We start from the raw sequence: 13,385 nt of genomic DNA, 5'->3' as shown, positions 1-13,385 counted from the left end.
ATGGACGACGTTCGGGCCGCTGAGCAGAAAAAGATCCTCAACCGGTTGCGTCGAGCGCAGGGGCAGCTGACCGCCGTGATCGCCGCGGTCGAGGGCGGCGGCAATTGCCGCGATGTAGTCACCCAGCTCGCCGCGGTGTCGAGCGCGCTCGACAAGGCCGGCTTCGTCATTGTGTCGACCGCGATGCGCGACTGCATCGCGAATCCCGACAACGAGAACTCGCTGACGGTGCCCGAGCTCGAGAAGTTGTTCCTGACGCTCGCGTAGCGACGCCGACGGCCGGGCGGGTGCCGGCTGGGCGGGCATCCGCTTGTGGGGCCCACCTTGTAGTCCGGGGCCCAGCTTATAAACTGGGCCCACGGACGGGGCCCGGGCCCCGTCCATAGGAGTGGGCGCGCGCATCCGCGATGTGGCCCGTTCGACGCCTCGAGCACGACGGATGCCGCGGGTCGCCCGCAAACCCGCTCGGGCGGGGCATCAGACCGCCGGGCCCACGTTGTAGTCCGGGGCCCAGCTTATAAACTGGGCCCGCGTTCCGGGCCCGGGCCCCGGACAGAACGAGCGAGGGACTCAGACGGTGGGGGTGACGCCTAGTCCGGCCAGCATCTCGACGACATTGGCCCTGATCTGGTCGCGGATGCGGCGTACCTCGTCGATCGGCTGGCCGGCCGGGTCGACGAGTTCCCAGTCGACGTAGCGCTTGCCGGGGTAGATCGGGCAGGCGTCCCCGCAGCCCATGGTGATCACGACGTCGGCGGCCTGCACGACGTCGTCGGTGAGCGGCTTCGGAAATGCCTCGTCCATCGAGAGGCCGAGTTCGCTCATCACCGCCACCATGGTCGGGTTCAGCTCAGACGACGGCATCGATCCGGCCGAGCGCACGTGCACCGCGCCACCCGATAGGGCGTTGGTGAACACCGCTGCCATCTGCGAACGACCGGCATTCTGCTCGCAGACGAACAGAACCTCGGGGACCGGGCGCTCAAAGGCACCCTTGGCCTGGGCCAGCGCGGTGAGGCGCTCGCGAGCAAAGCGTGCCGTGCGGATCGTCAGGTGCGCCTTCACGCTCGACGTGCGTAGCAGCCCGGTATGAGACTCGAGCACGTAGCGCTCGACGGTCTCGGCGGCAAAAATGCCGTGAAACCGCTCGGCGAGGTCCCCAGAGAGGCGCCTGAGCGACTCTTCGGGGTAGGTCAGGCCGGGCAGCATGCTTAGGCCTCGACCGGCAGAATCTCGGCGAGGAGCGCCTCGATGCGCGCTTTGATTTCGTCGCGAATGGGCCGCACGCTTTCGATGCCCTGGCCAGCCGGGTCGTCCAGCTTCCAGTCCTCGTACCGCTTGCCCGGAAAGATCGGGCAGGCGTCGCCGCAGCCCATGGTGATGACAACGTCGGACTGCTTGACGGCCTCGGTCGTGAGAATCTTCGGCACGTTGTGCGCGATATCGATGCCCTCTTCGGCCATCGCGGCGATCGCCACCGGGTTGATCTGGTCCTTGGGTTCTGAGCCGGCCGAGAGCACCTCGACCCGCCCCCGCGACAGTGCGGTCAGAAAGCCGGCGGCCATCTGCGAGCGTCCGGCGTTGTGTACGCAGACAAACAGTACGGAGGGTTTCATTGTCTTCTTTCGTTTAGACGAGGGTAGGAACGGATGCCGCGGCCGCAGGCATCCGTTCGACGGGAAAAAGCCGGGGCTTCAGCCAGAGGGCAACGTAAACCAGGGCGATGAGCGCCGGAACCTCGATCAGCGGACCGACGATACCGGCCAGGGCCTGCCCGCTGAGCGCACCGAACGTGCCGATCGCGACAGCGATGGCGAGCTCGAAGTTGTTGCCGGCGGCGGTGAAGGCGAGTGTCGTGGTGCGCTCGTAGGTCATGTGCAAGAGGCGTCCGGTGACAAAGCCGACCAAAAACATCACCGCGAAGTACACCAGCATCGGCAGCGCGATGCGGGCGACATCGCCGGGGTGATCGATGACCTGCTGGCCCTGCAGCGCGAACAGCATGACGATCGTGAACAGCAGGCCCCAGAGTGCAAACGGTCCAACCCGGGGCAAGAACTTGGCCTCATACCAGTCGCGGCCGCGCCGGGCCTCGCCGATGCGGCGAGACAAATAACCGGCCAGCAGTGGAATGCCCAGGAACACCAACACGCTCGCGGTGATGGCCCAGATCGAGAACTCCGCGCTCGTCGTCGGCAGGCCGAGCCAGCCGGGAAGCACCTGCAGGTAGAACCAGCCGAGCGCGCCGAACGCCACGACCTGGAAGACCGAGTTCACAGCCACCAGAAAGGCGGCGGCTTCGCGGTCACCGCAGGCGAGGTCGTTCCAGATCAGCACCATTGCGATGCAACGGGCGAGCCCGACGATGATCAGCCCGGTGCGGTATTCCGGCAGGTCGGGCAGAAAGATCCAGGCCAGGGCAAACATGAGGGCCGGCCCGACCAGCCAGTTCAGTAGCAGGGAGGAGACCAGCAGTCGCTTGTCGCCGGCGACGGCGCGGGCATCCGTGTAGCGCACCTTGGCCAGCACGGGGTACATCATGACGAGCAGCCCGATGGCGATCGGCACGCTGATCGACCCGATCGTGAACGCGTGCAGCAAGTCGCCGACGGCGGGCACGTACACGGCGAGCAGCAGGCCGAGGCCCATGGCGGCGAGAATCCACACCGGCAGTAACCGGTCGATCGCGCCGAGTCGGGTGGGGGCTGGTGCGGTGCTGCTCACGAATCTCCAAGTATTGACGACAGCGATTCGCGGTAACATTGATCGTTGTCGATGTCCACGCTAGAACATTGCATCGACCAATGTCAATCTAAGGAGGGTGTGTTCAGATGACGTCCACCCAGACGCTGCCACTGACCGACATCACTCAAGCGGATGCCTGCTCCTCGCCGCTGGCCCGCGCGGCCATCGCCCCCGACCACGCCGACGCCCTGGCCCGCTCGCTCAAGGCCCTCGCCGACCCGGCCCGGCTGCGCATCCTCTCGATCGTGTCGGCGCACACCGACCAGGAAGCCTGCGTCTGCGACCTGACCGACCAGCTCACCCTGAGCCAGCCCACCATTTCGCACCACCTGAAGGTGCTGGTCGAGGCGGGTTTTCTTAGTCGAGCCAAGCGCGGCACCTGGTCGTACTACAGTCTGGTTCCCGGTTCGCTGAACGCCGTCGCGGGAGTGCTCGCCGCCGTCTGAGCCGGGTCTGGTCTGCTGAGGGCCGCAGCATCCGTTCGACCGTCTCGATCATTTGCGACCGCCTGTCTTCAAGAAGTCCGTCGACTCGGGCGTGTATTCTGGCCACGGCGATGGATCCCGCCCGAGCATCCGCTCAAACTGCCCGCGCTGATGGTTCCTACGCAGTGCAACAGGTAGGTGACCCATCGCTACGAACACGCCAGGAGCAGTGCATCTAAGCTGGCGCTACCTCGGCCTCGTTTTTCTCGGCGGGACCGTGGGCACCGCCCTCCGCGAGGCCCTCGGGCTCGTGCTGCCGCCCATCGATCTCGCTGGCGCCCACCTGCCGCTGACTACCGTCGGCATCAACCTGCTCGGATCCCTGCTGCTCGGGCTGCTGCTCGAGGCGCTCGTGCGCCGCGGACACGACGCCGGAGGCCGCCGCACCGCACGCCTGCTGCTCGGCACCGGCCTGCTCGGCGGATTCACGACCTACAGCGCCCTCGCCACCGACAGCGCCCTGCTCCTTCACGGCGGCGCCGTCGGACTGGCCATCGCCTACGCGCTGGGCACGCTTCTGCTCGGCGGCCTTGCTACCTGGCTCGGAATCGTGCTGGGCGCGGCGCTGCACCTTCGCACGCGCGGCGAGGGCGCATCCGCTCGAGGGGAGAACGGATGACCCCGCTCCTGTTCCTGGCCGTCGCTGCGGCTGGCGGCGTGGGCGCGTCCGCCCGCCTGTTTCTGGACGGCCTCGTGCGTACTCGCCTCGGCGGCGCGTTTCCGTATGGCACCACCATCATCAATGTGAGCGGCTCGCTGCTGCTCGGCCTCGTCACCGGCCTGGCCACGAATTTCCTGCTCGCGCCGGAGTGGAGCCTGGTTCTGGGTGTCGGCCTGCTCGGCGGGTACACGACGTTTAGCACGGCGAGTTTCGAGACCGTGCGGCTGGCGCAGGCGCATCGGTATCTGGCCGCGCTGGCCAATGGACTGGGCATGCTGCTGGCATCCGTTGCCGCTGCCGCGCTCGGCCTGTGGGCCGGGCTCACTCTGGGCTAGCGTTCGGCCGTTCGTTCGGCCGGCCGGCCCACGGTGCGCGGGGGCTGCGCCGCTGCGCGGGGGCTGCGGGGGAGGGCGTCCGTTCGGCCGGGCCACGCTGCGCGGGGGCTGCGCCGGTACGCGCGAGTTTGATCGAGCATCCGTTTGGCGTGTGTCACGGTATGCGGGAGGTACGCCAGTGCGCGGGACTTCGGGTCTGGCCGTAGCTCCGTCGCCACGCGCGACGCGGGAGCCGCGCCAGTGCGCTCGAGTTGCGCCGCCCGCGCAGCGGCGCAACTCCCGCGGCGCCGTGCAGAAGCCCGGACTACTTGCCCGACCCGGCCGCGGCGGTCGTCTGCGCGGTCACGAACGCCTCGAAGGCGGCGGCGTCGGTGATGGAATCGGGGTAGCTCACGCCGTTCACCAGCACGGTGGGGGTTCCCTTGACTTGCTCAATGTCGGAGTTGGGGATGGGCCCATCGAGCGCGCGCCGCGTCGCCGCTTCGACCCAGCCGGCAAAGGTCTGGTCGGTGATGCAGCTGGCGACATCGGTGGAGGCTACCCCGGCTCCCTGGGCGAGGGCGGTCAGCTCGGCGTCCGGGAGACCGGTCGAGTTCTCGGCGGGCTGGTCGGCGAACATTGCCGAGTTGAAGGCCAGAAAGTTGTTGGGGTCGTACTCGGCCACACAGGCGGCGGCGTTGGCGGCACGCGTGGAGTAATTGGTGCCCGACGACAGGCGGTCGAGAATCGAGATCGGGTGGATCTCGACCGTGGCGTTGCCAGCCGTGACCCAACTGGTGATCTGCTCACTGTTGGTGGTCTCGAAGGCACCGCAGCTGGGGCAGAGATAGTCGACGTACATCACGATGTTCGCCGTGTCGGTCAGGGCCGTCTGGTCGGTCGCGACCGGATCGGCGTCGGCGGCGAGGGGGGGCGATGTGGCCGCGGAGACTGTGGTTCCGTCGCTGCCGAGCAGGATTCCGTCGCTGGCCATGTTGGCCGGCCCCTGCGCCGCCGGCGCGGTGACGTTGTTCACGATTACCAGGGCGACGATGGCGACGACGGCGAGCAGCCCGATGCCGATGCCGCCGCGTAGGAAGAGGCGACGACGTTTGTCCCGTTTGACCTGTTCGGCGCGCATCAGCCTGGCGTGTTCGCGGGCCTCCTCGCGGCGGTCTTTCTTGGGCGGACGGGACTGGCCGGAAGTGCTCATGCGGGTGTTCACCATTCGTTCGTCGCTGTGCCGCCGGAGCAGCCGTTGCCTACGACGTTAGCGCGCGCGCCTAACGGTCGGGTTCAGACCGGCTGGGAGGCCGCTGAGAGCCGGCCCTGCCGGCCCGAATGGGGGGCAGTGACAAACGGATGTCCGGCGCACGCAAGCGGTCAGCGGCGCGTACTGAACGCCGCATCGAACGCATCGGTCGGTGCGTCAAAGGCGAGCGACCGCACGAAGGCGAGCGCTTCGGGAGCGCCGGATATTCACGAAGCGAAAACAGAGCCCCGCAAGGCGCGGCTGCTCGCGGCGGTGCGGGCCGGCCCTGTGGCTGTGCTCGTCGGGTCGTCGCCACGTACGTGCAGGCGCGCGCTATTGCCTGCACCATATGGAAGGCCCGTGGCGGCCGGCCGATATCAAACAGCGTGAGGTGGCCTGCCAGCAATACGGCAAGCGAGAGGGATACTGCGCGCGACTTCGGGTGTGAAAATTCTTAGCATCGCGACGCCTGGTGCTTGACAGTCTGCTTCTTGGCCGAGTGTTGTGTGTGTCATCTGACTGTCGTCATTACCAACCGGCCGGTTTGGACGTCGAGACCATCGACTTCGATAACGCCCTTGGCCACGATCTCCCACTCCCTGAAATGAACCGAGGCCTGGTGTACGTCGTAAGCAGCCGGAGTGCGGTAAACCTCGTAGACCCCAAAAAGCAGGGGCGCGCGATCGAGTTCGATCACGTCGTACTGCAAACAGTCTGTCTCATCGGCGAGGGATCGCTCGGCAAGCTTCAGGATATGCGTGAGAAACCTGTCGCGCTTCGCTTCAGACACCCGTATCTGGGCATAGACAACGAACGCCGACTCCGGTGGCGTCGTCATTGGTTCGTGAACGCCGCGTCGAATGAGTCGGTCGGCCGGGTCCACAGCTTGGAACGAACGAACTCGATTGCCTCAGCCGCACCGTGGAGCCGGTCCATTCCCGCATCCTCCCACTCGATCGAGATGGGCCCGCTGTAGCCGATCGACTCCAGGGCTCGGAATGCGTCTTCCCATGGCACGTCGCCGTGTCCAGTCGATACGAAATCCCAGCCCCGCCGCGGGTCGCCCCAGGCCAGGTGGGAACCCAGAACGCCGGCCCGGCCGTTGGCTGGGCGCAGGCGGGTGTCCTTGCAGTCCACGTGGTAAATGCGGTCTCGGAAGTCCCAGATGAATCCGACAGGATCGATGTTTTGCCACATCATGTGGCTCGGATCCCAGTTGAAGCCGAACGCCGTGCGATGGCCGATCGCCTCAAGAGTTCGCACGCTTGTCCAGTAGTCGTAGGCGATCTCACCGGGATGTACCTCGTGCGCGAATCGAACGCCCTCGTCGTCGAAGATATCGAGAATTGGATTCCATCGTGCGGCGAAGTCGTCGTAGCCGGCTTCAATGACCGATGCTGGCACCGGCGGAAACATTGCGACGTACGGCCAAATCGACGAACCGGTGAATCCCACAACGGTGTCGACGCCGAGCTTTCGGGCAACGCGCGCAGCACGTTTCATATCCTCTGCCGCCCGTTGCCGCACGCCTTCAGCCTCACCGTCTCCCCACACGTAGGGGCGCAGGATCGCCTGATGCCGAAAGTCGATGGGTGCGTCGCAGACAGCTTGCCCGGCGAGATGGTTCGAGATAGCAAAGACCTTCAAGCCGTACCGGTCTAGAATTTCTAGGCGGGATGCGAGGTACGCGGCATCCTCATCGGCGCGCTTGAGGTCTAGGTGGTCGCCCGACGCGGCGATCTCGAGACCGTCATAGCCCCACGAAGCCGCGAGCCGTGCCACCTCCTCGAAGGGGAGGTCTGCCCATTGGCCCGTGAATAACGTGACGGGGTGCGCCGGCTGGCTCATGCGGCCCTCGAGGTCGGCTGACGAGTTGGTATTACGTCGACCCAGTGACCCGATTTCGAAGACTCGATTACCGCGTCCGTCAGCTGGGCCGCGCGCACACCATCAGCAAAGGTGGGAAGGCCATTGACGACCTTGCCCTTGATCACAGAATGCACATCTCGCATGAATAGTCCGAAGCAATCTTGGTAGCCCTGCGGATGTCCGGACGGTACGGTGACGTAGGGGGCGGCGGCAGCGTGGTTCACAGTCTCGAGGCCCTTCGGAATGATGGAGATTCCTGAAGTCGACCCGATCCACAGACCGTTTGGATTTTCCTGGTCGAAGGCATACGAGCGGTGTTCGCCATCGAGCGACATCCACAGCTGGTTCTTGCGCCCGGGGCTGGCTTGGGAGATTACGACAGAGCCTGTGGCACCGCGATCTGTATGGAACATCATGGTCACGCCGTCTTCTGTAGAGACAGGGACCTCGCCTGCGTCCGAGAGACGAGTGTCATGTAGCCGAGAGCTCTGCGCGAGCAATTTTTCTATGCGATGACCGGTAGTGAATTCGAAGAGGTCGCACCAGTGCACACCTATGTCGGCGAAGGCACGGGATCCCGCGTCCGTCACCCGCCAGTTGTAGCTCGACTGCTCCGAGAGCCAGTCCTGCAGGTAGTGGCCGTGCGCGAGCCAGATGCGTTCGCCCGAATCCGCGATTCGGGCCTTTGCTTCGCGAACCGTCGGATAGAAGCGGTAGACGAAGGGCACGGCGTTTACGACTCCGGCATCATCGGCCGCGCGCTGGAGCAGTAGGGCATCGTCGGCGGTGAGGGCTAGTGGTTTCTCGCATACAACGTGCTTGCCCGCGGCAATCGCGGCCAGGGCTAGTGGAACGTGCTGCGCGTTTGGAGTGCAAATGTGCACCAGATCGATGTCCGGATGGGCGATCAACTCTTCTGGCGTGAGAGCCAACGGTACGTTCTCTTCGTCAGCGGCTAGTCGTGTTCGGTCGGCATCGCGGCCGGCGTAGGCGACGACGACGCCGCCTACTGAACGCACGGCGCGCGTATGTACACGTCCCATAAAGCCGGTTCCTATTATGCCGCTCCGGAGCGGCCGGGCAATCACTTCTTCCTCGACAGAGCGACCGCTGCGATGATGATCGCGCCACGCACGACCGACTGCTGGGCGACGTCGAGCCCGGCGAGGATGAGACCGTTGTTAATGAGGCCCATGAAGAGCGAGCCGACGAGCGTACCGATGATCGCCCCCCGGCCTCCGAAGAGGCTTGTACCGCCGAGAATTACTGCGGCGATGACTGTGAGTTCGTCACCCTGGCCCCACTGGAACCGGCCTGACTCGAGCCGGCCGGCGTAGAGCATCCCGGCGATAGCGGCGGCGATACCGGAGAGGAGTAGCACGGTGAATTTAATCCGTGCTGTGCGAATGCCGGTGTAGGCGGCCGCGGTGGGATTTCCGCCGGTCGCCAACACACGGCGTCCGAAACTCGTCCGGTTCATCGCGATCCATCCGATCGCGACGGCCACGACCGTCCAGACGAGGAGACCGGGAATTGGACCAAAGTCGCCACCGCCGAATATCTGCACATACAGAGGGTTGCCGATGGGCTGGGGTGCCGAGGAGGTGATCCACTGCGCGAGCCCCGCTGCAAGGCCGAGCATACCCAGCGTCACTAGGAAGGACGGGACCTTCAGTAGGGCTACGAGTCCGCCGTTAATTGCTCCGATAGCGGCCCCGGAGAGTAACCCGGCGATTATGCCGGGAACGAGACCCCATTGGGTCGTTGCCATGGCGGTGACGACGGAGGCGAGGCCGGCGATCGAGCCGACGCTGAGGTCGATTTCAGCTGTGGCGATCACGAAGGTCATCGCGACAGCCATTATCGAAATTGTTGCTGTCTGCCGCACGATGTTCAGCATGTTGTTAGTGGACAGGAATCCGTCGCTGCTGAGGAAGATGGCGAACAGGATGAACACGACCACGAAGGCGATGTAGATGACGTTGCTACGCCAGTCAAATCGAGTTAGAGCTTGTGAGATGAGGGATGGCCTGGTGGCCGTTGTGGGGCTGCTCATGCTGCCTCTCCTTGGATTATGAGTTGAAGCTGTTCCTCACTCGTGACCTCGTCGCGGGGGAGTTCGCGGTCGGAGCGTCCTTCGCGGAATACGATGATGCGGTCGGCGACCGCGAGGAGTTCTGGTAATTCGGATGAAATGAACAGCACAGCGTTACCTTCGGAGGCGAATTCACGCACGATGTCGAGGATCTCCGTCTTCGTGCCAATGTCGACACCGGAGGTGGGCTCGTCCATCACTAATAACCGGGGGCGTGTGTTGATCCATTTCGCCACGACGACCTTCTGCTGGTTGCCGCCGGACAGCCGACTGACCGGCGCATAGGGGTCGGCGACCTTGACGCCGAAGCGGGTGACGAGCTGATTGGTCAGCTCGCGCAACTTGGTCATGGAGAGGAAGGCTCCTGACTTCACGCGGTCAAGCACGGGAAGAGCGAGATTGTCGGAGACGGAGTGGTCAAGCACCAGCCCCTGATCGCGACGGTCCTCGGGAATGAGCGCGATGCCCGCCTGCTGGGCCGCGATCGGGGTATTAAAGCGAACGAGTTTGCCATCGATACTCAGCGTTCCCCGGGTGGGACGGTCCATGCCGGCGACCACGCGCGCGAACTCAGTGCGTCCGCTGCCCATCAGCCCGGCGAGACCGACGATCTCTCCGGCCCGAATCGTGAGGCTTACTGATTTGAGTACGCGGCCGCTCCCGATGTTGGTGGCTTCCAGCAGGATCGGAGCATCGGCCGGCAGTTGCCGGTCGCGATACACCAGGTCAGAGGCGAGCCTCCGGCCGATGATCGCTTCGATGATCTCAGCCGCGGTCAGTTGCGCGACCCCGGCGGCGAGCACGACGCGGCCGTCCCGCAGCACCGTGATGCGGTCGGCGACCCGGCGGATCTCGTCCATCCGATGAGAGATATAGACGATGGCGATGCCGCGGCTCTTGAGCTTGTCAATCAGTTCGAAGAGGTTCTCGACCTCGTGTTTGGCGAGGCTGGCCGTGGGTTCGTCCATCACCAGCACGCTGGCGTTCTTGGCCAGAGCTTTAGCGATCTCCACCAGCTGCCAGTATGCGGTGCCGAGTGTCTCCACCCGCGCCTTGGGATCGATCGTGACACCCAGACCATCAAAGATCTCGCGCGCCGCCTTTTCCGCAGCGCGGTCGTCAACCAGTCCCGATTTACCGCGAACCTCCCGATTGAGAAAGATGTTTTGCGCCACCGTCATCGAGGGAATGAGGCTGAATTCCTGGAAGACCATGCCGATGCCGGCCCGTTCGGCGTCGGCGGTGGTTCGAATGGCGACCGGCTGGCCCGCGACCTCGATGGTGCCAGAGGTAATCGGATGTACGCCTTGCAGGACCTTCATCAGGGTGGACTTGCCCGCGCCGTTCTCTCCGGCAAGGGCGTGCACCTCACCGGCGACGATGTCCATGTCGACGGATTTCAGGACCTCGACCGGGCCGAAGCTCTTGACGATGCCCCGCATTCTTACCGCTGGAGGGGCGCCAGCAGTCTCAGTCATCGGTGGCATTCGGGTCGGTCACATCCGGAACCCGCACCCATTCACCGGTTCGGCCGGATTCAAGTATGGCGTCGTCGACGAGCGCGGCTTGGTAGCCGTCGGCGAAGTTGGGTTCGACAGTTCCGCCTTCAGCGACTGCCTTGAGGAAGTCGTGGGCTTCGATGATCTTCGTTTCGCTGTAGCCGATACCCAGCGCCGGGATAGGCCAGAGCGACTCGCCATACGGCGTGTTCGGGCCGGTATATACCGTTCGAAACCCTCGACGATCGGCGCGGTCATTCTTGAACGCTACCTGGAGCTCGTCACGGTTCTCGTAATTGAAGAAAATAGAGCCTTCAGTGCCATGGATTTCGAAGGTGATGTAGTTGTTGCGGCCCCAGGCGTTGCGCGTTGCCTCGAGGGAGCCGACCGCGCCATTCCGGAACTTGATCAACGACATCGCCTCGTCGTCGACGTCGACCGCGCCACGCGGGCCGTCAGACGTGGAGGAACCGCCGAGTGCGTCAAAACCACCGGACTGCAGCGGACGGTCGGGGATAAAGTTCGAGACCAGCGAGGTAACTTCGGAAATCTCGCCGACCAGATAGCGGGCGAGGTCGACCACGTGCGAGCCGATGTCGCCCACGGCGCCCGAACCGGCGATGTCTTTCTGGAAACGCCAGCTGAGCGGCGAGTTCGGATCGGCGCTCCAATCCTGCAAGTAGGTGCCGCGAAAGTTCAGAATGGTGCCGATAGCGCCCTCGTCGATGTACTTCTTAGCGAGCGCTACAGCCGGGGTGCGGCGGTAGTTGAAGGCAACTGCCGTTACCACGCCGGCCTTCTGGGCCGCCTCGTACATCCGGCGGGCTTCGCTGGCCGTCGGGGCCAGAGGCTTTTCGCAAATGATGTGTTTGCCGGCCTCGGCCGCGGCGATGGCAATCTCGGCGTGCAGGTTATTCGGGGTGGCGATATCGATGACATCAATCCCGGGATCATTGACGACGTCGCGCCACGATGACGAATAACCGTCCCACGAGTACCGCTCGGCGGCAGTGCGCGCCAGATCGTCGGTGACGTCGACGATGATCTTCTTGATTGGTCGCGCCGGAGACGGCCAGAAGAACATGGGCATCGCCGCATAGGCGAGGGAATGGGCCTTACCCATGAATCCGCCACCAATCATGGCGATATTAATCTCTTGCATGACTACCTTTCGTGAGCCACCGGGGCTCGACAGTTCTATGGATCATCAATTTTCAATAGGCCTCGTGGGGCGACCGTTTTCGGCCGCCCCACGAGGCGATCATCGGTTACTAGTCGACGTAGGCATCCTTGATGGCAGCGGGCGGAGCCGAGTGGTAAACGGTCTCCCAAGCCTCAAGCACGTTCTTGTGGTCGACGGGCAGCGAGCTAAGAGCGACGTAAGCCGGAACCTCCAGCCCGAGCATGCTGAGCGCGGCGAGGTCGGCTTCGGCGGTTCCCTGGTCATAGGGAAGCTGGGCTCCGAGGCCAACGATCATCTGATTCTTGGCCAGAGCGATGGCGACGTTCGTGCCGAGGTCTTCGGTGGCGATCTTGATATCGGTGCGACCGGTCTCTCGGGCAGCGGCCATCACGCCCTCCGCGGGTACGTCCCAAACAGCCCAGATACCGTCGAGGTTGGGGTTTTTGGTGAGCATGGCGTTGGCCACGCCTTGGGCATCGCCGGCGAAATCAGGCCCGGCTATTCCCTGCTCCTGAACGATTTTGATATCGGGGAACTCGTCGGCGATCGTTTTCGTGAAGCCAGCGTAGCGCTGCTGTGTGACGAAGAAGTCGGCTTCGTGATAGATCACACCGATCGTTCCTTGGCCACCGAGTGAGCGGGCGAGGAGGTATGCCGAGGTGACCCCATTACCGTAGTTGTCGGCTGACACCATCGAGACATAATCCTGACCGGCAACGAAGTCCTGGGGCACATTGTCCATAAAGACCAGTTTGACGCCCTGTTCACTGGCCTTGCGGTAGGCGCTAGCCGTTGCCACAGGGTCGGTGGGAATGGAAACGATGATATCGGGATTCTGAGCTAGAACCGTCTCGATATTGGCGACTTGCGTGGCCGGGTTGAAGTTAGCATCCGTGGTTGCGATGACTTCGATACCGAGGCGGTCGAACTCCGCGTTCAGGCCGGCGATTTGGGCGTTCGCCCAGTCGTTTCCGCCGTAGTGCATCACGATCGCGGCAGTTAGACCCATGCTCGCGATCTGGCTTGCCTGTTCGTCGGTCACTGTCGTGGTGTCGACGGCGGCGGGCTCTTCGCCGTTCGGACCGGTACTAAAAACCTTGCCGGTAATGTTCGCGAGGGCCGCATCGATCTGAGCGGTGACCTCGGGTGCAACCTCGGGTGCGGTGGATTGCGCTGACGGGGTGCACCCCGTCAGTGCAAATAAACCCGCGGCTGCCACTACAGCGACAAGTGTTGACGTAACTTTCATGCTCCATGCTCCTTTGCTCGGAAATATCGTGAT

General features: G+C 64.1%; 15 protein-coding genes and 1 riboswitch. Of the genes, 4 read left to right on the top strand and 11 right to left on the bottom strand.

What is annotated here, in order from left to right; genetic code table 11:
- Complete coding sequence (locus tag CJ028_RS02815; protein WP_105033762.1) at nucleotides 1-267, top strand: metal-sensitive transcriptional regulator; 267 nt, start codon at nucleotides 1-3, stop codon at nucleotides 265-267.
- A gap of 303 nt (nucleotides 268-570) precedes the next feature.
- Here CJ028_RS02815 and CJ028_RS02810 read toward each other — a convergent pair whose 3' ends face one another.
- From CJ028_RS02810 to arsB, 3 genes are read right to left on the bottom strand one after another with little or no spacing between them, the layout of a single operon-like run.
- Nucleotides 571-1,209, bottom strand: coding sequence for an arsenate reductase ArsC (locus tag CJ028_RS02810; RefSeq protein ID WP_105033761.1), 639 nt, complete (start codon nucleotides 1,207-1,209; stop codon nucleotides 571-573).
- 2 nt (nucleotides 1,210-1,211) lie between these two features.
- Nucleotides 1,212-1,616 (bottom strand): arsenate reductase ArsC, encoded by a 405-nt coding sequence (locus CJ028_RS02805; RefSeq protein ID WP_105033760.1) that lies wholly within the window; start codon nucleotides 1,614-1,616, stop codon nucleotides 1,212-1,214.
- A 13-nt stretch (nucleotides 1,617-1,629) separates the two neighbouring features.
- Nucleotides 1,630-2,763, bottom strand: a complete 1,134-nt coding sequence (gene arsB / locus CJ028_RS02800) for an ACR3 family arsenite efflux transporter (protein WP_105033759.1) — start codon at nucleotides 2,761-2,763, stop codon at nucleotides 1,630-1,632.
- A gap of 68 nt (nucleotides 2,764-2,831) precedes the next feature.
- Here arsB and CJ028_RS02795 point away from each other — a divergent pair, with 68 nt between their 5' ends.
- The 3 genes from CJ028_RS02795 to crcB all read left to right on the top strand — a co-directional run bounded on the left by CJ028_RS02795 (nucleotide 2,832) and on the right by crcB (nucleotide 4,226).
- The gene (locus tag CJ028_RS02795) at nucleotides 2,832-3,191 is read left to right on the top strand and encodes an ArsR/SmtB family transcription factor (RefSeq protein WP_105033758.1); all 360 of its coding nucleotides are present in this window, start codon (nucleotides 2,832-2,834) and stop codon (nucleotides 3,189-3,191) included.
- Nucleotides 3,192-3,288: 97 nt separating this feature from the next.
- Nucleotides 3,289-3,358, top strand: a riboswitch (Fluoride riboswitch).
- A 41-nt stretch (nucleotides 3,359-3,399) separates the two neighbouring features.
- Nucleotides 3,400-3,849 carry a CrcB family protein gene (locus CJ028_RS02790; protein ID WP_105033757.1) on the top strand — a complete coding sequence of 150 codons (450 nt, stop codon included), beginning with the start codon at nucleotides 3,400-3,402 and terminating at the stop codon, nucleotides 3,847-3,849.
- A complete protein-coding gene (crcB, locus tag CJ028_RS02785; RefSeq protein ID WP_105033756.1) occupies nucleotides 3,846-4,226 on the top strand; it encodes a fluoride efflux transporter CrcB in 381 nt (126 codons plus the stop codon). Before CJ028_RS02790 ends, crcB begins: the two co-directional genes overlap by 4 nt.
- Before the next feature lie 304 nt (nucleotides 4,227-4,530).
- Here the strand turns inward: crcB and CJ028_RS02780 are convergent, their stop codons facing one another.
- The 8 genes from CJ028_RS02780 to CJ028_RS02745 all read right to left on the bottom strand — a co-directional run bounded on the left by CJ028_RS02780 (nucleotide 4,531) and on the right by CJ028_RS02745 (nucleotide 13,352).
- Nucleotides 4,531-5,418: a DsbA family protein gene (locus tag CJ028_RS02780; RefSeq protein ID WP_161498876.1), complete on the bottom strand. Its 888-nt coding sequence runs from the start codon at nucleotides 5,416-5,418 to the stop codon at nucleotides 4,531-4,533.
- A 550-nt stretch (nucleotides 5,419-5,968) separates the two neighbouring features.
- Nucleotides 5,969-6,295: a putative quinol monooxygenase gene (locus CJ028_RS02775; protein ID WP_105033754.1), complete on the bottom strand. Its 327-nt coding sequence runs from the start codon at nucleotides 6,293-6,295 to the stop codon at nucleotides 5,969-5,971.
- Complete coding sequence (locus tag CJ028_RS02770) at nucleotides 6,292-7,305, bottom strand: sugar phosphate isomerase/epimerase family protein (RefSeq protein ID WP_105033753.1); 1,014 nt, start codon at nucleotides 7,303-7,305, stop codon at nucleotides 6,292-6,294. The genes CJ028_RS02775 and CJ028_RS02770 overlap by 4 nt, the downstream gene beginning before the upstream one ends.
- Entirely contained in the window at nucleotides 7,302-8,414 is a 1,113-nt protein-coding gene (locus CJ028_RS02765) for a Gfo/Idh/MocA family protein (protein ID WP_276309362.1), read from the bottom strand. Before CJ028_RS02765 ends, CJ028_RS02770 begins: the two co-directional genes overlap by 4 nt.
- The gene (locus CJ028_RS02760) at nucleotides 8,411-9,382 is read right to left on the bottom strand and encodes an ABC transporter permease (protein WP_105033752.1); all 972 of its coding nucleotides are present in this window, start codon (nucleotides 9,380-9,382) and stop codon (nucleotides 8,411-8,413) included. Before CJ028_RS02760 ends, CJ028_RS02765 begins: the two co-directional genes overlap by 4 nt.
- Entirely contained in the window at nucleotides 9,379-10,899 is a 1,521-nt protein-coding gene (locus CJ028_RS02755; RefSeq protein ID WP_205683922.1) for a sugar ABC transporter ATP-binding protein, read from the bottom strand. The genes CJ028_RS02760 and CJ028_RS02755 overlap by 4 nt, the downstream gene beginning before the upstream one ends.
- A complete protein-coding gene (locus CJ028_RS02750; protein ID WP_105033750.1) occupies nucleotides 10,892-12,082 on the bottom strand; it encodes a levoglucosan dehydrogenase in 1,191 nt (396 codons plus the stop codon). Before CJ028_RS02750 ends, CJ028_RS02755 begins: the two co-directional genes overlap by 8 nt.
- Before the next feature lie 109 nt (nucleotides 12,083-12,191).
- On the bottom strand, nucleotides 12,192-13,352 hold the full coding sequence (locus CJ028_RS02745; protein ID WP_105033749.1) for a substrate-binding domain-containing protein: 1,161 nt from the start codon (nucleotides 13,350-13,352) through the stop codon (nucleotides 12,192-12,194).
- Between the last annotated feature and the right edge of the window lie 33 nt (nucleotides 13,353-13,385).

It is taken from the genome of Cryobacterium aureum (assembly GCF_002954245.1).
GTDB classification, from domain to species: Bacteria; Actinomycetota; Actinomycetes; order Actinomycetales; family Microbacteriaceae; genus Cryobacterium; species Cryobacterium aureum.
Note: the sequence above shows the minus strand (reverse complement) of the source record. Positions and strands in the feature narration are given on the sequence as shown.